This is a genomic window from Ochrobactrum sp. P6BSIII, assembly GCF_014138065.1.
Lineage (GTDB): Bacteria > Pseudomonadota > Alphaproteobacteria > Rhizobiales > Rhizobiaceae > Brucella.
Genome location: NZ_JACGXB010000004.1, coordinates 97,147 through 121,807, shown reverse-complemented (window position 1 = coordinate 121,807; position 24,661 = coordinate 97,147). Strand labels below are relative to the sequence as shown.

Sequence of the window (24,661 nt, the reverse complement as noted above, 5' to 3'; positions counted from 1 at the left end):
GGAATTGGAATGGCTAAAATCGCACTCATCGGCGCGACGGGTTTTGTTGGCGCGGCAATCCTGAAAGAAGCCGCATCGCGCGGTCATCATGTTACAGCGCTGGTTCGCCACCCGGAAAAGGTTGAACAGCTTGCCAATGTAACCGCCGTCAAGACGGACGTGTACGACACGGACGCGCTGGCCAAGCAGCTTGCTGGTCACGACATCATCATTTCCGCTTTCAATCCCGGCTGGGGCGACGCGAATATTCGTGAGAACCACATCAAGGGCAGTCGCTCGATCAATGAGGCTGCCAAGAAGGCAGGCGTCAAGCGCCTGATCGCTGTTGGCGGCGCGGGCAGCCTTTCAATCAACGGCCAGCAGCTTGTCGATTCCGCTGAATTCCCCGCAGAATGGAAAGAAGGCGCGCTCGGCGCTCGTGAAGCCCTGAACGAACTGCGCAAGGAAGACGGTCTAGACTGGACCTTCGTATCCCCCGCAATCATGCTCCAGCCCGGTGAACGCACGGGCAAATATCGTCTTGGCGGCGACGAGCCGGTTTTCAACGATAAGGGCGAAAGTGCTATTTCGGTCGCCGATCTGGCCGTCGCCATTGTCGATGAGGCCGAACAGGGCAAGCATATCGGCAAGCGCTTCACCGCTGCCTATTGATTACAGCCTCGCGATCGCGTTCGATCCTATCGAAGTAGATCGAGAACTGCTTTAGCATCAAAGCCGGGTGGCGAATGTCATCCGGCTTTATTGATTGAGAAACAACAGGCGGAAACCTCATGGAACTGGGAATCTATACCTTTGGCGATCTTGGCCCAGACCTGGAAACCGGCAGGCCCATCTCGCCGCAACAGCGTATCAGCAATCTGATCGAGGAGATTGAGCTGGCCGATCAGGTGGGGCTTGATGTTTTCGGCCTTGGTGAACACCATCGGCCCGATTATTCCATATCCGCACCCGCAGTTGTTCTGGCCGCCGCAGCCTCGCGGACAAAAAACATCCGGCTGACGAGCGCAGTCACTGTTCTCTCCTCCGATGATCCCGTGCGTGTTTATCAGCAGTTTTCAACGCTCGACCTGATCTCGAATGGGCGCGCCGAAATCATGGCCGGACGCGGCTCCTTCATCGAATCCTTCCCGCTCTTCGGGTACAATCTCGACGATTACGACACGCTTTTTGCCGAGAAGCTCGATCTGCTTCTGACCATTCGCGACAATGAACGCGTGAGCTGGACCGGGACAACGCGTGCGGCCATCGACGGGCGGGGCGTCTATCCTCGTGCTGTCCAGCAAACACTCCCCATATGGCTTGCTGTCGGCGGCACGCCAGCTTCGATCGGTCGCGCCGCCCTTCTCGGACTACCATTGGCGCTTGCCATCATCGGTGGTTATCCGGAGCGGTTTGCACAACTGACCGATTTCTATCGCGAAGCTGGCGCAAAAGCCGGTCATGCGCCGGAAAAGCTCAAAGTTGGAATCAACTCGCACGGCTATGTCGCTGAAAATGCACAACAAGCGGCGGATGAGTTTTATCCGTCTTATTCGCATGTCATGGCAAAACTTGGCCGCGAACGCGGCTGGCCGCCGACCACGCGAGAGCAATTCGATGCCATGCGTGAGCCGCGTGGATCGCTTCTGGTGGGCAGTCCGCAGCAGGTCATCGACAAGATCCTGACCCAGCACAGCTACTTCAAGCACGACCGCTTTCTTTTCCAGACAGCACTCGGCAATCTGCCGCATAAATATACGATGAAATCGATTGAGCTGTTTGGCACCAAGGTTGCACCGGAAGTGCGCAAAGCGCTAGGCGTGCCATCCGTGGCATAAAGAAAAGCCCGGTCTCACGACCGGGCTCTTTAAAACACATTATCCTGCGCAAAACCGCTTCACACTTTTGCTGGAAATGCTCTAAACCAGTTCCACGTCGACAACGCCCTGAATGGCTTTCATGGCACTCGCAATCTGCGGACTGACGCGGTAGCGATGCGGCAACTCGATTTCAACTTCGCGCTGGCCATTATCCTTGATGACGATGAGGCTGACCTGTCCATCGCCACGCGTGTTGAAATGTGGCGCGATGTGGCGAACCGCTTCCGCAGAGCGCAGATAAAGCCGCATGGCCTTCTGCATACGGCAGGCCTCATCTTCAAGCGATTGCACGGTCTGTATTCGCAAACCGATGCCTTCCGGGCGGTCTTCAGCCTGCACAGTGATCACCACCGATTTGCCACTTTCCAGAAGATCGCGATATTGCGCGAGACCTTCCGAGAACAGCACGGCTTCAAACTGGCCGCTGGCATCCGACAATTGCACAATGCCCATCTTGTTGCCGGTACGGGTCTTGCGCTCCTGACGTGCCGTCACTGTGCCTGCCAGACGCCCGGCATTGGCGCCGCGCTTCACGGCAGCCGAGAAATCGGCCCAGCTTTGCACACGCATGCGATCAAGAACGGTGCGATATTCATCCAGCGGATGCGCCGACAGATAGAAACCGACCGCCTGAAATTCGCGGTGCAGCATTTCCGACGGCAGCCACGGCGCTGCCTGCGGCAGGATGAGTTGCTCTTTCGGTGCGCCGGACAATCCGAAAATATCGGACTGGCCGCTGGCCGCATTTTCCTGCGTGCGCTGGGCAAAGCCCATGATGCGGTCCATACCCGCGCTCATTGCCGGGCGCTCACGCTTGAAGCAATCCATCGCGCCCGCATTGATCAGGCTTTCCAGCACGCGGCGATTGACGATCCTCGGATCGATCCGCTCACAGAAATCCTCAAGGCTTTCAAACGGCTTCTGAGCACGCACATCCACAATATGATCGACGGCAGCCTCACCGACGCCCTTGATGGCAGCCAGCGAATAGAAAATCTGCTTCTCGCCGACTTCAAACGGACGGAACGATGTCATGACCGAGGGCGGTACAACCTCAATGCCCAGACGATTCGCTTCACGACGGAAATCGTTGAGCTTGTCGGTGTTCGACATATCGTAGGTCATAGACGCGGCGAGAAACTCGACCGGGTAATGCGCCTTCATATAGGCGGTCTGGTAGGAGACGATGGCGTAAGCCGCCGCGTGCGACTTGTTGAAGCCGTAATCGGCAAACTTGGCGAGCAGATCGAAGATCATATTCGCCTGCGCCTTGTCGACACCGCCATCGATAGCGCCGGTGACGAAACGGACGCGCTGCTTGTCCATTTCCTCGCGAATCTTCTTACCCATGGCGCGGCGCAGAAGGTCAGCTTCACCGAGCGAATAGCCCGACAGCACCTGCGCGATCTGCATCACCTGTTCCTGATAAACGATAACGCCTTGCGTTTCCTTGATCAGGTGATCGATCTTCGGGTGAATGGAAGCGATTTCCTCTTCGCCGTTCTTGCGCGCATTATAGGTCGGAATGTTCTCCATCGGACCCGGACGATAGAGCGCGACGAGCGCGATAATGTCCTCGATCCGGTCCGGGCGCATGCCGAGCAGCGCCTTACGCATGCCCGCACTTTCAACCTGGAACACGCCGACGGTTTCACCGCGCGACAGCATCTCATAGGTCAGCGCATCGTCAAACGGCAACCGGGTCAGATCGATCTCGATCCCTTTGCGCGCGACGAGTTTGACCGCCGTTTCGAGAACCGTCAGCGTTTTCAAGCCAAGAAAGTCGAACTTGACCAGCCCTGCCTGCTCCACCCATTTCATGTTGAACTGGGTGACTGGCATGTCGGAACGTGGATCGCGATACATCGGCACCAATTCCGACAGCGGACGGTCGCCGATCACGATACCGGCGGCGTGGGTCGAAGCGTGGCGGTAGAGACCTTCAAGCTTGAGCGCCATATCGAGAAGCCGCCCGACGACCGGCTCCTTCTCACGCTCTTCGGTGATCTTCGGTTCGGTTTCTATGGCCTGCGCCAGCGACACCGGATTGGCCGGGTTCTGTGGCACGAGCTTGCAGAGCCGGTCCACCTGGCCATAGGGCATTTCGAGAACGCGGCCGACGTCACGCAGCACGGCGCGCGCCTGAAGCGTACCGAAGGTGATGATCTGGGCTACCTGATCGCGCCCGTATTTCTCCTGCACATAGCGGATCACCTCTTCACGGCGATCCTGACAGAAGTCGATATCGAAGTCGGGCATCGAAACGCGGTCTGGATTGAGGAAGCGCTCGAACAGCAGCGAGAAACGCAACGGATCGACGTCCGTAATCGTCAGCGCATAAGCGACGAGCGAGCCCGCACCCGAACCACGGCCCGGCCCGACCGGAATGCCATGGGCCTTGGCCCATTTGATGAAGTCGGCAACGATCAGGAAGTAGCCGGGGAACTTCATACGGGTGATGATGCCGATCTCATATTCGAGTCGTTCGGCATACTGTTCCGCCGTATAGCCTTCTGCGAGCCCTACGCTTTCAATCCGCATCTGCAAGCCCTCGCGGGCCTGTCGCGCCAGTTCTCCCGCTTCCTCGGCCACAGCGGCTTCCGGATCGTCGGATTCTCCGGTAAAGCGCGGCAGGATCGGAGCGCGGGTTTGCGTGTACCAGCTGCAACGCTCGGCAATCTCGACCGTATTGTCCAACGCCTCGGGCAAATCGGCAAACAGCGCCGCCATCTCGGCACGGCTTTTCAGATAATGATCCGGCGTCAGGCGGCGGCGATCATCATTGGAGAGGATCTGTCCTTCCGCAATGGCCAGAAGCGCATCGTGGGCTTCATAATCCTCCGCCTTGAGGAAAAATGCCTCATTGGTGGCAACCAGAGGCAATTCCATCTCATAGGCAAGCGCAACAGTCTTTGCTTCCAGAGCGCGGTCATAGCCCGCATAACGCTGCAATTCGACGTAAAGCCGATTGCCAAATGTTTCATGCAGGAACGCGAGACGCGATTGCGCTCTGTCTGGCCGGTCTGCCGCAAAGGAGCGACCGATCGGCCCAAGCGGCCCACCCGACAGAACAATGACGTCCTTGGCAAGGGCTGGCAGCCAGCTCGCATCTATGTGGACCGGATCGCCCGCAGGCGTGTCCAGAAACGAGCGGCTGACCAGCCGCACGATATTTGCGTAGCCCTCTTCCGTCGAGGCGAGCAGGACGAGAGGAGCCAGATCAAGCGCGAGCCTGCGATTGACGCTGCGCCCGTTGTCATTGTGGTCGCCGAAGGCAACATCGACCTGACAGCCAATAATCGGCTGCACACCATCTTTCGATGCCTTCTGCGCAAATTCCAGTGCACCAAACAGATTGTTGGTGTCAGTTACCGCGATGGCCGGCGCCTGGTCGGCAATCGCCTGTTTGATAACCTTGCCAAGTGGCAATGCGCCCTCAAGCAAGGAATAGGCCGAGTGAACGCGCAGATGCACAAAACGCGGCGTGGAAACGCTTCCACCGGCTGCATTGTCTGCTGCTGCATCACTCATTCTATTTACCCCGATCAAACCGAACCGTGCGGGTGGACATACACCCGTTTCATGGGACCGCCTACTGAAATGCGACTGGTCGCCAGCGACTCTGTCGCCTTGAGCTTTCAGTTTCAGGGAATGTCCCGGCGATGTCCAGAGAGACAGCCGCCGGTATCGAAAGGGTACACAAGAGAACCCTCAAAAGCGCATTCCATTCGACCCGTTTCTACGGCGAAATTCAGCGAGCGCGCGCTAAGCTTTGTTGCGCATATCTGTGCCCATAACCGGATCCCGGCTTTCGGAGATATGCTTCAGTCACTTCAGATCGCGCTGACCCAGATGGCGAAGGTTGCAATAAACAGGCTGACGGAGACGAATGACAAAACGTCGTGGACGAGATCGGTCATGTGGAAAACTCCTCTGTGTTCACGTATGTTTATTTTTTGTTCTATTTTTGTTCCAAAGTCAACACCCTGTTCGAGTCGCCAGTTACTTTAGGGTTTACGAATAATAAACGCGCAACCGCAGGCGGTATCACGCGCCTGCGGTTTCAATGGCTTAGCAATGGAGAAGATATTGGCGCTTTGGTCGGCGCCTTTTACAGATCGACGACCTTGCCGTCTTGCAAAGTCACACGGCGGTCCATGCGGCGGGCCAGCTCGTGATTATGCGTAGCGATCAGCGCCGCCAGACCTGATTGGCGCACAAGAGCTTCCAGCGCCCCAAACACATAGGACGAGGTCGTCGGGTCGAGATTGCCCGTCGGCTCGTCGGCCAGCAGAACAAGCGGCGCATTGGCAACGGCGCGCGCAATGGCGACACGCTGCTGTTCACCACCAGAGAGCTCGGCAGGACGGTGCGACGCACGCTTGCCGATCTTCATATATTCGAGCAATTGCTGCGCACGTTCCGCCGAGGACTTCTTGGTCAGGCCACGGATCATCTGCGGCATCATCACATTTTCCAGCGCGGAAAACTCTGGCAACAGATGGTGGAACTGATAGACGAAGCCGATATCGTTGCGGCGTACCGCCGTGCGGTCGTCGTCCGAGAGAGCGCTGCAAGAACGTCCGTCTAGAAAGACATCGCCATGGTCAGGACGCTCCAGAAGGCCCGCTGTATGCAACAGCGTGGACTTGCCTGCACCTGATGGTGCAACAAGCGCCACCATCTCGCCGCGACGCAGCGTGAAATCGGCGTCCTTCAGAATGACCAGCTCGCGGTCGACTTCCTTATAGGCGCGACTGACCTTCTCCAGCCGCAGAATAATTTCAGCCGCCATTATTCGTACCTCAATGCTTCGACCGGATCGAGCTTGGCAGCGCGCCAGGCAGGGAAAATGGTGGCGATAAAGGAAAGAACCAGTGCCATGACGATGACGGAAATCGTCTCGCCCGGGTCCATCTTGGCTGGCAACTGGCTCAGGAAATAGAGTTCCGGATTGAACAGCGTCGTGCCCGAAAGCCACGAGAAGAACTCACGCAGCCGCTCGACATTCAGGCATACGACCACGCCGAGCACCACACCGGCGACCGTGCCGGTCACGCCAATGGCGGCACCCGTCATCAGGAATATGCGCATCACCGCGCCGCGCGTCGCGCCCATGGTACGCAGAATGGCGATATCATGCCCCTTGTCCTTCACCAGCATGATGAGACCGGAAATGATATTAAGCGCAGCGACAAGCACGATCAGCGTCAGGATCATGAACATGACATTGCGCTCAACTTCCAGCGCCGAGAAGAAGGTCTGATTGCGCTGACGCCAGTCAACAAGTGTCAACTGACGACCTGCCGCCTCTTCTACCGGCGCGCGCATCGCATCCACCTTGTCGGGATTATCGACAAAGATTTCCAGAGACTGCACCTTGCCTTCCTGATTGAAGAAAAGCTGTGCCTCGGAAAGCGGAATCATCACGATGGAATTATCGTATTCCGACATGCCGATCTCGAAGATCGCGACAATCGGATAGGCTTTCACACGCGGATTGACGCCAAACGGCGTTACGTCGCCATCAGGAGAAATCACCCGCAGCGTGTCCCCGACCGAAAGACCAAGATTTTCGGCCATGCGCGTGCCAATGGCCACACCACCGCTTTGGTCGAAGCCCTGCAGCGTACCCTGACGAATATTCCCAGACACGAGCTTCAGCTTTTCAAGGTCTTCTTCACGAAGGCCACGAACCAATGCGCCATTGCCCGCGCCGATAGTGCCCTGCACCAGAGCCTGCCCTTCCACAACGGGAATGGCGAATTTGATGCCGGAAATGCCGTCGATACGCTTGATCAGATCAGCATAATCATCCAGCGGACGATCAATCGGCTGCATGATCAGATGGCCATTAATGCCAAGAATACGCGACAGAAGCTCGGCACGGAAACCGTTCATCACCGCCATAACGATAATGAGCGTCGCCACGCCAAGCATGATGCCGGTGAAAGAAAACCCGGCAATAACCGAAATGAATGTCTCACGGCGGCGCGCACGCAGATATCGCCACGCGATCATCCGTTCGAAGGCCGAGAATGGGCCAGACTTCGGCGGCTTTACCGCTGCCTTGGCCTGCCCTTCGGACTTTGCTGCCGCCGCGCCGCTCATGCTTCAGCCGTCAGCATGTTGATGGCGGCTTCCACCGTCAGGTTCTGGCGTTCGCCGGTCTTGCGATCCTTGACTTCAACCTCGCCAGCAGCAACGCCGCGTGGACCGACGATCACCTGCGTCGGCAGGCCAATCAGGTCCATGGTGGCGAACTTGGCGCCCGGGCGGTCATCCGTATCGTCCAGAAGCGGATCGACACCGGCATTGGTCAGCGCTTCGTAGAGCTTTTCACTCACAGCGTCGCAACCTTCATCGCCCGGCTTCATGTTCACGATACCTGCGCCAAACGGTGCAATGGCCTTCGGCCAGATGATGCCCGCATCGTCGTGGAATGCTTCGATAGCGGCAGCCACGAGGCGCGACGGGCCGATGCCGTAGGAACCCATCGACACCAGATGTTCCTTGCCATCCGGGCCCTGCACTTTGGCGCCCATCGGCTCGGAATATTTCGTGCCAAAATGGAAGATGTGACCAACTTCGATGCCGCGCGCTGAAACCTGATCGTCAGCCTTGACCTTGGCCCAGTCAGCCTCGTCATGCATTTCGTCGGTTGCCGCATAAGGCGTCGTCCAGCGATTGACGATATCGGTGAGCTGCGCATCGTTGCGGAAATCCGTATCCGCGCCCGGCACGGCCAGATCGAGATAGGCCTTGTCGCAATAGACCTGGCTTTCGCCGGTTTCGGCCAGAATGATGAACTCGTGGGACAGATCACCGCCGATCGGGCCGGTATCGGCACGCATCGGGATAGCTTGCAGACCGACGCGAGCAAACGTGCGCAGGTAAGAGACAAACATGCGGTAATAGGCCATCTTCGCGCCCTCATAATCGAGGTCGAACGAATAGGCGTCCTTCATCAGAAACTCGCGCGAACGCATCACGCCGAAACGCGGGCGGACTTCGTCGCGGAACTTCCACTGGATGTGGTAGAGATTGAGCGGCAGATCCTTGTAGGAGCGCACATAGGAACGGAAAATATCCGTGACCATTTCTTCATTGGTCGGGCCGAAGAGCATTTCACGCTCCTGACGGTCCTGAATGCGCAGCATTTCCTTGCCATAGGCATCGTAACGCCCGCTTTCGCGCCAAAGATCGGCGGACTGGATCGTCGGCATCAGGATTTCGTTGGCGCCAGCGCGGTTCTGCTCTTCACGGATGATGTCGCAGACCTTGTTGAGCACCTTCAGGCCAATCGGGAGCCAGGAATAGATGCCGGCAGACTGCTGGCGGATCATGCCCGAACGCAGCATAAGCCTATGAGAGACGATTTCCGCCTCTTTAGGATTTTCCTTCAGAATGGGCAAAAAATACCGCGACAAACGCATCGTAACCACCGATCCAGAGAGAATGCCTGCTTGCTTTAAGAATCAGGCAAAAATTAAGCATATTTGCAGGTTTCTTATCGGGTTATGCTTGTGTTGAAAACCCGCTTGAAAAAGCTTTGCGCGGAGCGGTTTTCACCATCCACAGGCATGAGAGGCAGGTAAATGGCCCAAGGGCGCAAAAGACCGCCTCCGAATTCACATTCAATTTCAATATATTACAGATATATCATCAGCTTTTGGAAAATTTCACGAAAGAATTATGACGTTGAAGAAGATTTTTGGTGACAAAAGCTGTGCAGTTCGCTATTTTTTTCATCATAAGAGCAACAACGGAATAAAACCGTTGTTTTCACGCGGTCAAAGTCTTGGGAGGATGGATCCAGGCGCGAGCTACGCAGCCGCCAGTAACATGGAAACGGATCGAACGCGTATTTTATTAGCAAGGCGAAAGCCTTGCTTTTTTTTTGCATTTGCATGGACCTCAGCCCCTCACCGCCACTTTCAAAAAAAGCCGCGCAATAACCCATTGAATTTGTGGGATTTATCGAACTGCTTTTACGAGCGACTATTTGCAATCTATTGCCAAAGTAAAAGTAGTTTTATTCTTGGCGTATCCGCCAATCCCAAACGGAACGCCGTGCAAGGCGTGAAACTCCTTTAGCACCATATAATTCAGTAAGTTACGCTAAGATCATAAGTTTTTGATTCAAGCCAAGCCTGCACGCCGGTCTCATCCTGCATAAAAGAAAGGCTGCCTAATTTATAGGCAGCCTTGAAATTCTCATCCGATTTCGCGAATGCGATTATGTCAGATCGGGGAAGAAATGCGGAATGTCATCGAGACCGAAACCGCTGACCTGCGTCACATAATAATAGACGGCGAAGATGAGTGTGGCGACGACGGTGGTGCGCAGAAATGCGCGACCAATGCGCGGCGTTGCCGGAGCGCTGGCCACGGTGCCTAGCGTGACATTGTTTTCCTCAGCCTGCGTTCGCAGACCGACCGGCAACAGCGCGAAAAGCGCCGTCCACCAGATAATGAAATAGATCGCTATGCCGGACATGATGGACATGATTACACTTCCTCCAGCTCGATAAGCGTACCGTTAAAGTCCTTTGGGTGCAGAAAAAGGACGGGCTTGCCATGCGCACCGGTCTTCGGCTCTCCATCACCAAGAATACGCGCGCCTTCAGCCTTGAGCTTATCCCGCGCAGCGATGATATCTTCCACCTCATAGCAGAGATGGTGCACGCCGCCCGAAGGGTTCTTTTCAAGGAAGGCCGCGATGGGCGATCCCTCGCCCAGCGGCTGCAGCAGCTCGATCTTCGTATTGCCGACGTCGATGAAAACCACGGTCACGCCGTGTTCCGGCAAGGCCTGCGGCGCACCGACATTTGCAGCCAGTTTGCCACGATAAAGCGCGGACGCAGCCTCGATATCCGGAACGGCAATCGCGACATGGTTCAAACGTTCGAGCATCAGCACCTCCCTTGCTGCTATTCCTGTCGAGTGATGTCAGCGTATCCTATTCACGAATACGGTCACCACCGGCTTTTTGCCCCACGTCTGATTTGCCGCAGCACGCACAGCGCGACGCGCGGATTCACGCACCAGCTCGACGTCCTTGCGGCGGACACGTGGAATGCTCTCGACAGCCTCGACTACTGCGTCGAGGAGGATATCTTCCATCAATTCGCCCTGACCGTCTTCTTCCGGCAGGCCAAACGTTACCAGATCAGGCTCATCGAGAAGCTTGTGCTCGCGGTCCAGCAGGATCGAGACAGCGACGTGGCCGACATAAGCGAGCTTGCGGCGCTCGACCATGCCGATCTCTTCTTCGTCACCGATCAGCTTGCCGTCCTTGTAGATACGACCAATCGGCGCTTCATCGACGATTTCGGCCTTGCCGGGAGCCAGACGCAGCACATCGCCATTGCGGATCTGAGCAACCTGACCGATCCCTTCCATCGCGCCAAGCGAACCTTGCGCCACAAGATGCGCAGCTTCGCCATGCACCGGAACGAGTATCTGCGGGCGAACCCAGGAATACATGCGCTTCAATTCGCTGCGACGCGGATGGCCAGAGACATGCACCAGTGCATCATCGTCGCCAATGATCTTGACGCCGCGGTCGATCAAGCGGTTCTTGATATCGAGAATGGCCTTTTCATTGCCCGGAATGGCGCGCGACGAGTAAATGACCGTATCGCCGGGCGACAGCGCCAGACTGCGCATTTCATCGCGGGCCAGTTTGGCAAGCGCTGCACGGGGCTCGCCCTGGCTACCGGTCAGGATCATCACCACGTTTTCACGCGGAATATATCCGTAATCCTCTTCGCTCAGATATTCCGGCAGGCCTTCCATATAGCCAAGCTCGGTTGCGACCGAGATCGCGCGCTTCATCGAGCGCCCGACGACCAGCACCTGACGGCCCGCATCGCGCGCCGCTTCCGTAATCGAGCGAATACGGCCCACATTGGAAGAGAAGGTGGTAATCGCGACACGGCCACGCGCATTTTCGATCAGCTCGCGCAGGCTTTCGCCCACCTGACGTTCCGACGGGGATTCACCCTCGCGCATGGCATTGGTGGAATCGCAGATCAGCGCCAGAACGCCGGCGTCACCAATGGCGCGGAAACGCGCTTCATCGATGACCGGACCGAGCGACGGCTCCGGATCCATCTTCCAGTCGCCGGTATGCACAACCGTACCGAGCGGTGTTGTAATCGCGAGCGATACAGGTTCCGGGATGGAGTGCGTGACGGCAACCGCTTCAACCTTGAACGGACCGACCTCGAACTTTTCACCAGCCTTGTAGATGGTGATCGGAATTTCCGGGGCGCTAAACTCCGCCTGACGCTTGGCTTCGAGCAGACCGGCGGTGAACGGCGTCGCATAGACAGGAACTTTCAGGCGCGGCCACAGATCGAGCAGCGCACCGAAATGGTCTTCATGCGCGTGGGTAATGATGATACCGCGCACATTGTTCTTTTCCGCCTCAAGATAACGGATATCCGGCAGAATGAGGTCGGCGCCCGGCTGTTCCGGGCCGGCGAAGCTCACGCCCATGTCGACGACCAGCCATTCGCGATTATCCGCAGGTCCAAAGCCGTACATAGCGAGATTCATGCCGATTTCGCCCACACCGCCGAGCGGCAGGAAGACGAGTTCCGGAGTATTGGATCGGGCCATGAAATTTCCTTTGTAACTATACCTGCTTGCAAAGTGTATCTGGATCAGTTTGCGCTTGCAGTGTTCTTTGTGCGTCTTTCTGGAGGCACAAAGAACACTGCAAGTCTTTGCTTCTACGCATCGTGCTTTCCAAAAATCGATTCCGATTTTCGGGCCAATGCGCTAAAACTTGATCCCACTTCGGGGAGACATGCTTTCGCCGCATCCACTGGACCTAAATTGCTTTAGTTGCAACCCCGGCAAGATAAAAGAAAGCTGTTATTTCCGCAGTGTTGCAGCAGTTCCGAAATAAACATCGCCCGCTGTGACCGTAACACGCCCGCCATCATTGTCGCGGATCACGAAACGGCATGCTTCATCTATCGTCTCGAAGCGGCCTTCGATGATCTTGCCCTCAACCTGCATGGTGACATTTCCACCCAAACCATGTGCCCGCTCCAGCCAGCGTTTGCGAATGGCATCGAGTCCGCGCCCCTCGTCCCACACACGATAATTGACCGACCATGCGTCGGAAAGAGCGGCAAACAACGTCTCGGCATCACACTTGCTGCCAAGCGCGTTAAGCGAGGTCGCGGCATAGGGCAAATCGTCGGGGAAAGCCACAATGTTGGTGCCGATGCCTATTGCGACCGCAAAGCGATCCTTCGCGAGAATGGACGATTCCAGCAGAATGCCCGACAGCTTTGCGCCATCCAGCAGCACATCATTCGGCCATTTCAGTCCGATTTTCGGCGGTACGGCTGGGCCCGTTGCTGCAAAAGCCGCTTCCAGCGCATCAGCGAGCGACAGGCCAGCAACGAAACCGAGCGTCGCCGCCGTTTTCAACTCATAGGATTCAATCAGAAGAAGTGTGGAGGCCAGATTGCCTTCCGGTGTAGACCAGGCACGACCGCGTCTTCCACGCCCGCTTTCCTGTCTCTTCGAGACAAGCCAGAGCTTGCCCGGATCACCTGCCGCCGCTCGTTCCAGAGCCACCGCGTTGGTGGAGCCTACCGTCTCGAAAACCTCGAGACGGTAGCCAGCATTTTCGGCGACAGGCGAAAGCGCGAAATGCATTCGATCACCTGCGCGGGTTACTTAGAAGAACGTCTTTGCTGCGGCTTCGGCAAATCCGCCGATTGGGCCAGCAAGGAAGACGTAGAAGAGCACAAAGGCACCCGTGACGCCGAGAACGAGACGCAGCTCGCCCGCGACCGGCACGAAACCGCCGACCGGCTCATCGAACCACATGATCTTGATCATGCGCAGATAGTAGAACGCACCCACGACCGACGCCACGATACCGATGATCGCCAGCGGATAAAGACCGGCCTGCACGGCTGCGAGGAAGGTGTACCACTTGCCGAAAAAGCCAGCGAGCGGCGGGATACCGGCGAGCGAGAACAGGAAGATCGTCATGATCGTTGCCAGCACCGGATTGGTGCGCGACAGACCGGCCAGATCGCCAATGTTTTCGACATTGCCGTCCTTGGTGCGCATGGCGAGGATGAAGGCAAAGGTGCCGAGCGTCATGGCAAGATAGATCGCCATGTAAATTGCCACGCCCTTCACGCCCACAGCCGTACCGGCAGCGAGACCGACAAGGGCATAGCCCATGTGGCTGATGGAGGAATAAGCCATCAGACGCTTGATGTTGCGCTGGCCGATAGCAGCGAATGCACCCAGAACCATCGATGCGATTGCGATGAAGATCACAACCTGCTGCCAGTCATGGGTGACCGGAGCAAAGGCTTCCGAGACAACGCGGATGATGAGCGCCATGGCGGCCATCTTCGGAGCGGCGGCAAAGAAGGCCGTGACCGGGGTCGGCGCGCCTTCATAGACGTCCGGCGTCCACATATGGAACGGAACAGCGGAAATCTTGAATGCCAGACCGGCCAGAATGAAGACCAGACCGAATACCAGACCAAGCTCACGCTGGCCGCCCGAAACAGCCTGGGCGATTTCGGTAAAGCCGATATGGCCGGTATAGCCGTAAACAAGCGAGATGCCGTAAAGCAGCATGCCCGAAGACAGCGAGCCGAGAACGAAATACTTCAGACCGGCTTCCGTCGAACGAACGCTGTCACGGTTGAACGCTGCCAGCACGTAAAGCGCCAGCGACTGCAGTTCGAGACCGAGATAAAGCGACAGCATGTTGGATGCCGACACCATCAGCAGCATGCCGAGCGTCGAGATGACGATCAGGACCGGGAACTCGAACTTGTCGAACTTTTCCGCCTTGGCGAAACCGACCGACATGACGAGCGTGACGATGGAGCCGATCAGCGTCAGCACCTTCATGAAGCGGCCGAAGCCGTCATTGACGATGGCGCCGCCGAAAGCGGAACCATTCGCCGGGAATAGAACAACCAGTGCCAGCGCTGCAATCAGCACTGCGACGGACAGTCCGTTGACGAGCGTGGTTGCACGCTCGCCAGAGAACACGCCGATCATAAGCAGTGCCAAGGCGCCTACAGCCAGGAGAACCTCCGGTGCTGCAAGGGTCAGATGAGCTATCAGATCAGTCTGCATGACCTTACGCCTTTATTTTCTTACTGTGCCAGCATTGCATTGGCGGCTCCGCCAACTGCAGCGTCGTAATGTTGAACCAGAGCGGTCACAGCACTTGCAGTCGCATTGAAGACCGGTGCCGGATACACGCCGAAGAAGATGGTGAGTACCACGAGCGGATAGAGAATGATCTTCTCACGCGGGCTCAGATCGAGGAGCGCCTTCAGGCTTTCCTTGTCGAGTGCGCCGAAGATCACCTTGCGGTAGAGCCAGAGCGCATAGGCCGCCGAGAGAATGACACCCGTCGTTGCGAACAGCGCCACCCAGGTATTGACCCGGAACACACCGAACAGCGTCAGGAATTCACCGATGAAGCCCGAAGTACCCGGCAGGCCCACATTCGCCATCGTGAAGATGAGGAAGGCCACCGCATATTTCGGCATGTTGTTCACCAGACCGCCGAACGCCGCGATCTCACGGGTATGCATACGGTCATAGATCACGCCGACGCAAAGGAAGAGCGCACCCGACACGATACCGTGCGACAGCATCTGGAAGATTGCACCCTGAATGCCCTGCTCGTTGGCCGCGAAGATACCCATGGTCACATAGGCCATGTGTGCAACGGACGAGTAGGCGATCAGCTTCTTGATGTCTTCCTGAACCAGAGCCACCAGAGACGTGTAGATGATGGCGATCACCGACAGCGTGAACACAAGCGGCGCGAAATCGGCGGAAGCCAGCGGGAACATCGGCAGCGAGAAGCGCAGGAAGCCGTAGCCGCCGAGCTTCAGAAGGATACCGGCCAGAATGACCGAGCCTGCTGTCGGCGCTTCAACGTGCGCATCCGGAAGCCAGGTGTGGACCGGCCACATCGGCATCTTGACCGCAAACGACGCGAAGAAGGCGAGCCATAGCCATGTTTGCATGCCAGCCGGGAAGCTGAACTTCTGCAACTCGACGATGTTCATCGTGCCAGCCTGCCAGTACATGGCCATGATGGCGATGAGCATCAGCACCGAGCCGAGCAGCGTATAGAGGAAGAACTTCAAGCTTGCATAGACGCGACGCTTGCCGCCCCACACGCCGATGATGATGAACATCGGGATAAGGCTTGCTTCGAAGAACACGTAGAACAGGAACAGGTCGAGCGCGCAGAACACGCCGATCATGAGCGTTTCCAGAATGAGGAACGCGATCATGTATTCCTTGACGCGCTTTTCGACCGATAGCCAGCTTGCGAGAATGCAGAACGGCATCAGGAAAGCAGACAGCACCACGAACAGGACGGAAATGCCGTCCACGCCCATGTGGTAGCTGATGCCACCACCCATCCAGCCAGCCTGCTCGACCATCTGGAAACCGGGGTTCGAATTATCGAACCCGGCCCAGACAACGAGCGACAGGATGAAGACGAATACCGTCGTCAGCAAAGCCACGTTGCGGATGTTGCGACGCGCAGCCTCGCTGTCGTCCTTGATCAGAAGGATCAGTAACGCGCCGACGAGCGGCAGAAACGTGACCGTTGAGAGAATTGGCCAGTCGGTCATCAGAAAGAGCTCCCGAGCATCATCCAGGTGACGAGCGCGGCGACGCCGATCAGCATCGCGAATGCGTAATGATAAAGATATCCGGACTGCATCTTGACGACGCGGTTGGTGACATCGAGCACACGGGCCGAGATACCATCCGGACCGAAGCCGTCAATGAGCCAGCCGTCGCCACCCTTCCAGAACAGACGACCGAGCCGCTTGGCTGGGCGAACGAAGAGGAAGTCGTAGAGTTCGTCGAAATACCACTTGTTCAGCAGGAACTGGTACAGACCGCGATGGCGTTCTGCCAGTGCCTTCGGCGTTTCCGGCGACCGGATGTAGAAGATCCAGGCGACGATGAAGCCAACGACCATCGCGGTAAACGGCGACACGGCAACCCAGGTCGGAACATGGTGATGATGTTCCAGTATCTCGTTGGTCGGCGATGTGAACAGCGCACCCTTCCAGAACTCGGCATAATCATGACCGAAGAAGAATTCCTTGAACACAACACCGGCAAGGATCGCGCCAACAGCGAGAATGAACAGCGGCACCAGCATCACGGCAGGCGATTCATGAACGTGATGCATGACTTCCGCCGAAGCGCGCGGCTTGCCGAAGAAGGTCATGAAAATCAGACGCCAGGAATAGAAGCTCGTGAACAAAGCCGAGACGACGAGAAGCGTAAAGGCGTAACCGCTGGCCGGGCTGTGCGAAGCGAACACGGATTCGATGATCGCATCCTTCGAGAAGAAGCCAGCCGTACCGATGATCGTGCCCGGAATACCGAGACCCGTAATGGCGACCGTGCCGATCATCATCATCCAGTAGGTAGCCGGGATCAGCTTACGCAGGCCGCCCATGCGACGCATGTCCTGTTCTTCCGAGACGGCATGGATAACCGAACCGGCGCAAAGGAACAGAAGCGCCTTGAAGAAGGCGTGCGTGAACAGGTGGAATACGGCGGCACCATAAGCACCGACGCCGAGTGCCGCGAACATATAGCCCAGCTGCGAACAGGTCGAATAAGCGATAACACGCTTGATATCGTTCTGCACCAGGGCAACCGTTGCCGCGAAGAATGCGGTGGTGGCACCGATGATGGTGACGACCAGAAGAGCCGTATGCGACAGTTCGAAGATCGGCGACATGCGCGCGACCATGAATACGCCCGCGGTCACCATGGTTGCGGCGTGAATGAGAGCCGAAACAGGTGTTGGGCCTTCCATCGCGTCCGGAAGCCAGGTGTGCAGCAGGAACTGCGCCGACTTACCCATGGCGCCCATGAACAGAAGCAGGCAGACAACGGTCAGCGCCGTTTCCTTGTGCAGTTCATAGCCGAGGAAGTTCAGCACGACCTGACCTGCATCCGCAGCGCCTTCTGCTGGCAGATAATTGGCGGCAGCAGCAAAGATCGTGTTGTAGTCGACCGACTGGAACAGAGCGAACAGGCCGAAGATACCGAGCAGGAAGCCGAAGTCACCAACGCGGTTGACGACGAAGGCCTTCATGGCGGCGGCATTGGCCGAAGGCTTCTTGAACCAGAAACCGATCAGAAGATAGGACGCCAGACCAACGCCTTCCCAGCCGAAGAACATCTGGACGAGATTGTCCGACGTAACCAGCATGAGCATCGCGAAGGTGAACAGCGACAGATAGGCGAAGAAGCGCGGACGATGCGGATCGTGGTGCATATATCCAATCGAGTAGATATGCACGAGAGCCGAAACCGAGTTCACGACAACAAGCATGACGCCGGTCAGCGTGTCGACACGCAGCGCCCAATCGAAGGACAGCGAACCGGACGTGACCCAATGCAGCACCGGAATGCGCACAGTTTCACCGTCGCCCATTGGAATCTGGAAGAACACGATCCACGAGCAGATCGCGACGATAACCATGAGGCCAGAAGTGATGTATTCACTCGCCTTTGCGCCGATCTTATTGCCGAACAAGCCAGCAATAAGAAAGCCGATAAGCGGAAGGAAGACGATCGCGTAGTAGAGCATTTGCCCGTCAACCTTTCATAACATTGACGTCTTCCACCGCGATGGAACCGCGATTACGGAAGAAAACAACGAGAATTGCCAGACCGATGGCCGCTTCAGCAGCCGCAACAGTCAGAACGAAAAGGGCGAAGACCTGCCCGACCATGTCGCCGAGCTGGCTGGAGAACGCCACGAAATTGAGATTGACCGAAAGCAGGATCAATTCGATCGACATCAGGATAACGATGACATTCTTGCGGTTCAAAAAGATGCCGAAGACGCCAAGCGTGAACAGGATGGCCGAAACGGTCAGATAATGAGCGATACCGATTTCCATATGCTTATCCTTAGATGCCTTTGCCCGTTTCGACCTGCTTGACCTCGATCGCCGTTTCTGGCGTACGAGCAACCTGGGCCGAGATGGACTGGCGCTTGACATTCGGCTTGTGCCGCAGCGTCAGAACGATGGCGCCGATCATCGCGACCAGAAGGACGAGACCTGCAACCTGGAAGTAGAAGACGAAGTCGGTGTAGAGAATGTCGCCCAGAGCAGCGGTGTTGGTCCGCTCGGCGATATTCGGGATCGGCACAGCGCCCTGCCCCAGCTTCGGCGCAAACATGTTGCTTGCGAATACGAAGATCAGTTCGCCCAGCAGGATCAACCCGACCAGAGCACCGACCGGCGCATATTGCAGCGCACCGCGCTTCAGTTCCGAGAAATCCACATCCAACATCATGACGACGAAGAGGAAGAGAACCGCCACAGCGCCGACATAAACGACGAGCAGGATCATGGCGAGGAACTCAGCCCCTGTCAGCAGGAACAGAGCTGCCGCATTGAAGAATGTGAGGATCAGAAACAGCACCGAATGCACGGGGTTGCGTGCCGCAATCACCATGAACGCGCTTGCGATCATGATGAAAGCGAACAGATAGAAAAACGCTGCCGCAATACCTGTCAGCATGGGGATCCCCCAACACCTTTCCGTGAGCAAAGCCCTATTGCTTTGCCCGCTTTATTCATAAACTCTTGTTCGAGCATCGAACTGACCGAAAACCCGATCTGACGCTCGAACTGATCGGGAACCCGATCAGCGATAAGGCGCATCCATCGCGATATTGCGCGCGATTTCGCGTTCCCAACGGTCACCGTTGGCGAGGAGCTTGTCCTTGTCGTAGTACAGCTCTTCGCGCGTCTCGGTCGCGAACTCGAAGTTCGGACCTTCGACGATGGCATCCACCGGACATGCTTCCTGGCAGAAGCCGCAATAAATGCACTTCACCATGTCGATGTCGTAACGCACCGTGCGGCGGGTGCCGTCGTTGCGGCGCGGACCTGCCTCGATGGTGATGGCCTGCGCCGGGCAGATTGCTTCGCAAAGCTTGCAGGCGATGCAGCGTTCTTCACCATTGGGATAACGGCGCAGAGCGTGTTCGCCACGGAAGCGCGGCGAAACCGGGCCCTTTTCATGCGGGTAGTTCAACGTTGCCTTCGGCGCGAAGAACTGGCGCATGGAAAGAAAGAACGCGCCGACGAATTCCTTGAGAAGGAGCGATTTGGCTGCTTGAGCGATTGAAGCCATTGTTATTACTCCTTACGCCAGACCGAAGACTTTGAGGAAGGTCGCGGTTGCGACAACCATGAAGAGCGAGATCGGCAGGAAAACCTTCCAACCCAGACGCATCAGCTGGTCATAGCGGTAACGCGGTACGAAAGCCTTCACCATGGCGAACATGAAGAAGCAGAAGCAGAGCTTGAGCATGAACCAGATCACGCCCGGAACCCAGTTGAGGAACCATACGTCAACCGGAGGCAGCCAGCCGCCGAGGAAGAGCGTGGTCATCAGGGCGCACATCAGCGTGATCGCCACATATTCGCCGAGGAAGAACAGAAGGAACGGCGTGGACGAATATTCGATCATATGACCGGCCACGAGTTCGGATTCAGCTTCGACAAGATCGAAAGGCGGACGGTTCGTTTCAGCAAGCGCCGAAATGAAGAAGATCACGAACATCGGGAACAGGCAGAGCCAGTTCCAGTCGAGGAACGATGCAGGCAGGCCAAGCATGGTGCCGAGGCCGGTATTCTGCGAAAGCACGATGTCGGTCAGGTTGAGCGAGCCAACCGTGAGCAGAACCGTAACGATCACGAAGCCGATGGAAACTTCGTAGGAAACCATCTGCGCAGCCGAACGAAGCGCGCCGAGGAACGGGTACTTCGAGTTGGAGGCCCAGCCGCCCATGATCACGCCGTAAACTTCAAGCGAAGAAATGGCGAAGATATAGAGAATGCCGACATTGATGTTGGCGATAGCCCAGCCTTCATTGACCGGGATAACAGCCCATGTAGCCATTGCGAGAACGGCGGAGACGAAGGGCGCAAGGAGGAAAACACCCTTGTTTGCGCCCGACGGAATGATTGGTTCCTTGAAGACGAACTTCAACAAGTCGGCGAAAGCCTGGAACAGACCCCAGGGACCGACAACGTTAGGGCCGCGACGAAGCTGTACTGCTGCCCAGATCTTGCGATCCGCGTAAAGCAGGTAAGCGACGACGATCAGCAATACGACGAGCAGAACGACCGACTTCAGCGCCATAATCAGCGCGGGTAAGACGTAAGCTGCAAAAATTCCTTCCATTGTTCCGTCTCTCTCTCGCTTACTCGGCAGCCTGCTGGAAGCCGCCAGCCGCGAGCGCCGAGCATTCGGCCATGACGGCGGAAGCGCGCGCAATTGGGTTCGTCAGGTAGAAGTCCTTGACCGGGGAAACGAACGCAGCGCCGCCGCCCAGGTTGGAGGTCTTAGCTGCCAGCGCAACGAGATCGTCGGCGGAAGCAGGCGTGATGGTGTCGATGGCCAGCATGTGCGGGTAGTCCGCATAGAGCTTGGCGCGAAGCTGTGCGAGCGAGTCGAACGGCAGACGCTTGCCGAGCGTATCGGAAAGAGCACGCAGAATTGCCCAATCTTCCTTCGCTTCGCCCGGTGCGAAACCGGCGCGGCTGCCAAGCTGCACGCGACCTTCGGTGTTGAGCCAGGTGCCCGACTTTTCCGTATAGGCTGCGCCCGGCAGGATCACGTCGGCGGCATGCGCCCCGGCATCGCCGTGCGTACCGATGTAAACGACGAAGCTTGAGCCCTTGCTTGTCATGTCGAGTTCGTCTGCACCGAGCAGGAACACGACATCTAGATTGCCCAGCATATCGCCAGCTGCCTTGCCGCCCTCACCCGGCACAAAGCCGAGATCCAGAGCGCCAACGCGCGAAGCGGCAGTGTGCAGAACGGAGAAGCCGTTCCACTCATCCTTGATCGCGCCGACGTCCTGAGCGAGCTTGGCGGCGGTCGACAGAACCGCAGCACCATTCTCACCGGTGAGCGCGCCCTGACCGATGATGATCAGCGGACGTTCAGCCTTGGCCAACACATCGCGGAAAGCGTTCTTGCCAGCGGCAAGCGAGCCAAGCGTATCTGCGCCGGCGCCGAGATATTCGTATTCGTAGCGCAGTTCAGCCTGTTCGCCGATCAGAGCGACCGGGAAATGACCCATGCGCTGACGCTTGCGGATGCGAGCGTTCAGAACAGCAGCTTCAACGCGGGGATTGGAACCGATGATGAGCAGAGCATCAGCGTTTTCAATGCCTTCAATGGTCGCGTTAAAGAGATAGCTTGCACGACCCAGTGCCGGATCGAGGGCTGCGCCATCCTGACGGCTATCGATATTGGCGGAGCCGAGCGAACCCATCAGGTTCTTCAGTGCGTAGATTTCCTCAACCGAAGCCAGATCGCCTGCAACAGCGCCAATCTTGTCGGCAGAGGTTGCAGAAACCTTGGCAGCGATAGCGGAGAAGGCTTCCGGCCAGCTCGCGGCGACCAGACGGCCATCCTTGCGAACATAAGGGCGGTCGAGGCGCTGGGTGCGCAGGCCGTCCCAGATGAAGCGGGTCTTGTCCGAAATCCACTCTTCGTTCACCGCTTCATTGACGCGCGGCATGACGCGCATCACTTCACGGCCACGGGTGTCAACGCGGATGTTGGAACCGACCGCATCCATCACATCGATGGTTTCAGTCTTGTTCAGTTCCCATGGACGCGCCTGGAACGCATAAGGACGCGAGGTCAAAGCGCCAACCGGGCAAAGATCGATGACATTGCCCTGCAGTTCCGACGTCATGGCGCGTTCGAGATAGGTGGTGATCTCGGCGTCTTCACCGCGGCCGATGAGGCCAAGTTCGGAAATGCCTGCAACTTCGGTCGTGAAGCGGACGCAGCGCGTGCAGTGAATGCAGCGCGTCATTACCGTCTTGACGAGCGGACCGATATATTTGTTTTCGACAGCGCGCTTGTTCTCGCGATAGCGCGAACCGTCGGTGCCGAAAGCCATTGCCTGATCCTGCAGATCGCACTCGCCACCCTGATCGCAGATCGGGCAATCCAGCGGGTGGTTGATAAGCAGGAACTCCATCACGCCTTCACGGGCCTTCTTGACCATCGGCGTGTTGGTGAAGATTTCAGGGGCTTCGCCATTCGGGCCGGGACGCAGATCGCGCACGCCCATAGCGCAGGATGCTGCCGGCTTCGGCGGTCCACCCTTCACTTCAACCAGGCACATACGGCAGTTTCCAGCGATGGAAAGCCGTTCGTGGAAACAAAAACGCGGCACTTCCGCGCCTGCGGCTTCGGCAGCCTGAAGGAGCGTATAGTGATCGGGTACTTCGATCTCTGTGCCGTCAACCTTGATCTTTGCCATCGCTTTTCCAAACCTGCGGCTCGTGCCGCAATCTAGACGTCAAACTTTTCCGCCTTCCCTACCCGGGCAGGCTCAACGCAACTCGTTTAAGCCTTATTCCGCTGCTTCCAGACGGATATTACGGCTCTGCACGGCGTTGCGTGTGTAATCATCAATGCGCTTTTCAATTTCCGGACGGAAATTGCGGATCAAGCCCTGAATTGGCCATGCAGCCGCATCACCAAGCGCGCAGATCGTGTGACCTTCAATCTGCTTGGTCACGTCGAACAGCATGTCGATTTCGCGCTTCTGCGCGTTACCCTTGACCATACGTTCCATGACGCGCCACATCCAGCCGGTACCTTCACGGCACGGCGTGCACTGGCCGCAGCTTTCATGCTTGAAGAACGCCGACAGACGGGCAATCGCCTTGATGATGTCCGTGGACTTGTCCATGACAATCAGGCCGCCGGTGCCGAACGACGATTTCTTGTCGCGCATGCCGTCGAAATCCATGATGGCGTCCATCATGTCTTCGCCCTTGATGACCGGGCACGATGCGCCGCCGGGAATAACCGCCAGCAGATTGTCCCAGCCGCCGCGAATGCCGCCAGCGTGCTTTTCAATCAGTTCACGGAATGGAATGCCGAGGCCTTCTTCCACCACGCAAGGCGTGTTCACATGGCCAGAAACCTGGAACAGCTTGGTGCCGACATTGTTCGGACGACCGATGGACGAGAACCATGCACCGCCGCGACGCAGGATCGTCGGCGCAACCGCGATCGATTCCACGTTGTTCACGGTGGTCGGGCAACCATACAGACCCATATTGGCCGGGAATGGCGGCTTCAGGCGCGGCTGGCCCTTCTTACCTTCAAGGCTTTCGAGCAGCGCGGTTTCTTCACCGCAGATATAAGCGCCAGCGCCGTGGGAGACAAAAATGTCCATATCCCAGCCGCACTTGTTATCCTTGCCAAGCAGACCGGCATCGTAGCATTCGTCGATCGCTGCCTGCAGGGCTTCACGCTCACGCATGAACTCGCCGCGGATATAGATATAAGCGGTGTGTGCACCCATGGCGCAACCGGCGATCACGCAGCCCTCGATCAGCGTATGCGGATCATGGCGCAGGATTTCGCGGTCCTTACAGGTGCCCGGCTCGGATTCGTCGGCATTGACGACGAGATAATGCGGGCGACCGTCGCTCTGCTTGGGCATGAACGACCACTTGAGACCCGTCGGGAAGCCAGCGCCGCCACGGCCACGCAGGCCCGACGCTTTCATCTCGTCGATGATCCAGTCACGGCCCTTCTCGATGAAGCCCTTGGTGTTGTCCCAATGGCCGCGAGCCATAGCACCCTTGAGGGAGCGATCCTTGAAGCCGTAAATATTGGTGAAGATGCGATCTTTATCAGCCAGCATGTCTCACCTGTTTCCG

Annotated in this window: 20 protein-coding genes; 3 read left to right on the top strand and 17 right to left on the bottom strand. The window is 57.3% G+C overall.

Features of this window, described 5'->3' with window-relative positions; all coding sequences use genetic code 11:
* Positions 1–9 precede the first annotated feature (9 nt).
* Positions 10–651: an NAD(P)-dependent oxidoreductase gene (locus FHW00_RS06975; RefSeq protein ID WP_078338442.1), complete on the top strand. Its 642-nt coding sequence runs from the start codon at positions 10–12 to the stop codon at positions 649–651.
* Positions 652–770: 119 nt separating this feature from the next.
* Positions 771–1,817, top strand: coding sequence for an LLM class flavin-dependent oxidoreductase (locus FHW00_RS06970; RefSeq protein ID WP_078338441.1), 1,047 nt, complete (start codon positions 771–773; stop codon positions 1,815–1,817).
* An 81-nt stretch (positions 1,818–1,898) separates the two neighbouring features.
* Here FHW00_RS06970 and dnaE read toward each other — a convergent pair whose 3' ends face one another.
* The 4 genes from dnaE to proS form a co-directional block, all read right to left on the bottom strand.
* The gene (gene dnaE / locus FHW00_RS06965) at positions 1,899–5,390 is read right to left on the bottom strand and encodes a DNA polymerase III subunit alpha (protein ID WP_113533536.1); all 3,492 of its coding nucleotides are present in this window, start codon (positions 5,388–5,390) and stop codon (positions 1,899–1,901) included.
* A gap of 580 nt (positions 5,391–5,970) precedes the next feature.
* Entirely contained in the window at positions 5,971–6,654 is a 684-nt protein-coding gene (locus tag FHW00_RS06960) for an ABC transporter ATP-binding protein (protein ID WP_078338440.1), read from the bottom strand.
* Positions 6,654–7,970, bottom strand: coding sequence for a lipoprotein-releasing ABC transporter permease subunit (locus tag FHW00_RS06955; RefSeq protein WP_078338439.1), 1,317 nt, complete (start codon positions 7,968–7,970; stop codon positions 6,654–6,656). Before FHW00_RS06955 ends, FHW00_RS06960 begins: the two co-directional genes overlap by 1 nt.
* Positions 7,967–9,295 carry a proline--tRNA ligase gene (gene proS, locus FHW00_RS06950; RefSeq protein WP_078338438.1) on the bottom strand — a complete coding sequence of 443 codons (1,329 nt, stop codon included), beginning with the start codon at positions 9,293–9,295 and terminating at the stop codon, positions 7,967–7,969. Before proS ends, FHW00_RS06955 begins: the two co-directional genes overlap by 4 nt.
* 259 nt (positions 9,296–9,554) lie before the next feature.
* Here proS and FHW00_RS06945 point away from each other — a divergent pair, with 259 nt between their 5' ends.
* Complete coding sequence (locus FHW00_RS06945) at positions 9,555–9,956, top strand: hypothetical protein (protein WP_162762611.1); 402 nt, start codon at positions 9,555–9,557, stop codon at positions 9,954–9,956.
* Positions 9,957–10,098: 142 nt separating this feature from the next.
* Here the strand turns inward: FHW00_RS06945 and FHW00_RS06940 are convergent, their stop codons facing one another.
* The 13 genes from FHW00_RS06940 to nuoF all read right to left on the bottom strand — a co-directional run bounded on the left by FHW00_RS06940 (position 10,099) and on the right by nuoF (position 24,645).
* Entirely contained in the window at positions 10,099–10,368 is a 270-nt protein-coding gene (locus tag FHW00_RS06940; RefSeq protein ID WP_078338437.1) for a DUF1467 family protein, read from the bottom strand.
* Positions 10,369–10,370: 2 nt separating this feature from the next.
* The gene (gene mce / locus FHW00_RS06935) at positions 10,371–10,775 is read right to left on the bottom strand and encodes a methylmalonyl-CoA epimerase (RefSeq protein WP_078338436.1); all 405 of its coding nucleotides are present in this window, start codon (positions 10,773–10,775) and stop codon (positions 10,371–10,373) included.
* A gap of 36 nt (positions 10,776–10,811) precedes the next feature.
* Positions 10,812–12,488, bottom strand: a complete 1,677-nt coding sequence (locus FHW00_RS06930; protein ID WP_078338435.1) for a ribonuclease J — start codon at positions 12,486–12,488, stop codon at positions 10,812–10,814.
* 258 nt (positions 12,489–12,746) lie between these two features.
* Positions 12,747–13,544 (bottom strand): biotin--[acetyl-CoA-carboxylase] ligase, encoded by a 798-nt coding sequence (locus FHW00_RS06925; RefSeq protein ID WP_078338434.1) that lies wholly within the window; start codon positions 13,542–13,544, stop codon positions 12,747–12,749.
* 21 nt (positions 13,545–13,565) lie between these two features.
* Positions 13,566–15,002: an NADH-quinone oxidoreductase subunit NuoN gene (nuoN, locus tag FHW00_RS06920; RefSeq protein WP_078338433.1), complete on the bottom strand. Its 1,437-nt coding sequence runs from the start codon at positions 15,000–15,002 to the stop codon at positions 13,566–13,568.
* A 20-nt stretch (positions 15,003–15,022) separates the two neighbouring features.
* Entirely contained in the window at positions 15,023–16,531 is a 1,509-nt protein-coding gene (locus FHW00_RS06915) for an NADH-quinone oxidoreductase subunit M (protein ID WP_078338432.1), read from the bottom strand.
* Positions 16,531–18,522: an NADH-quinone oxidoreductase subunit L gene (gene nuoL, locus FHW00_RS06910; protein WP_078338431.1), complete on the bottom strand. Its 1,992-nt coding sequence runs from the start codon at positions 18,520–18,522 to the stop codon at positions 16,531–16,533. The genes FHW00_RS06915 and nuoL overlap by 1 nt, the downstream gene beginning before the upstream one ends.
* 7 nt (positions 18,523–18,529) lie before the next feature.
* Positions 18,530–18,838: an NADH-quinone oxidoreductase subunit NuoK gene (gene nuoK / locus FHW00_RS06905; protein ID WP_006466598.1), complete on the bottom strand. Its 309-nt coding sequence runs from the start codon at positions 18,836–18,838 to the stop codon at positions 18,530–18,532.
* Between the two features lie 10 nt (positions 18,839–18,848).
* Positions 18,849–19,466, bottom strand: a complete 618-nt coding sequence (locus FHW00_RS06900; protein WP_078338430.1) for an NADH-quinone oxidoreductase subunit J — start codon at positions 19,464–19,466, stop codon at positions 18,849–18,851.
* Between the two features lie 126 nt (positions 19,467–19,592).
* Positions 19,593–20,084, bottom strand: coding sequence for an NADH-quinone oxidoreductase subunit NuoI (nuoI, locus tag FHW00_RS06895; protein ID WP_078338429.1), 492 nt, complete (start codon positions 20,082–20,084; stop codon positions 19,593–19,595).
* Positions 20,085–20,096: 12 nt separating this feature from the next.
* On the bottom strand, positions 20,097–21,140 hold the full coding sequence (gene nuoH, locus FHW00_RS06890) for an NADH-quinone oxidoreductase subunit NuoH (RefSeq protein ID WP_078338428.1): 1,044 nt from the start codon (positions 21,138–21,140) through the stop codon (positions 20,097–20,099).
* Between the two features lie 19 nt (positions 21,141–21,159).
* Positions 21,160–23,244, bottom strand: coding sequence for an NADH-quinone oxidoreductase subunit NuoG (nuoG, locus tag FHW00_RS06885; RefSeq protein ID WP_113533533.1), 2,085 nt, complete (start codon positions 23,242–23,244; stop codon positions 21,160–21,162).
* Between the two features lie 93 nt (positions 23,245–23,337).
* Positions 23,338–24,645: an NADH-quinone oxidoreductase subunit NuoF gene (nuoF, locus tag FHW00_RS06880; protein ID WP_078338427.1), complete on the bottom strand. Its 1,308-nt coding sequence runs from the start codon at positions 24,643–24,645 to the stop codon at positions 23,338–23,340.
* Between the last annotated feature and the right edge of the window lie 16 nt (positions 24,646–24,661).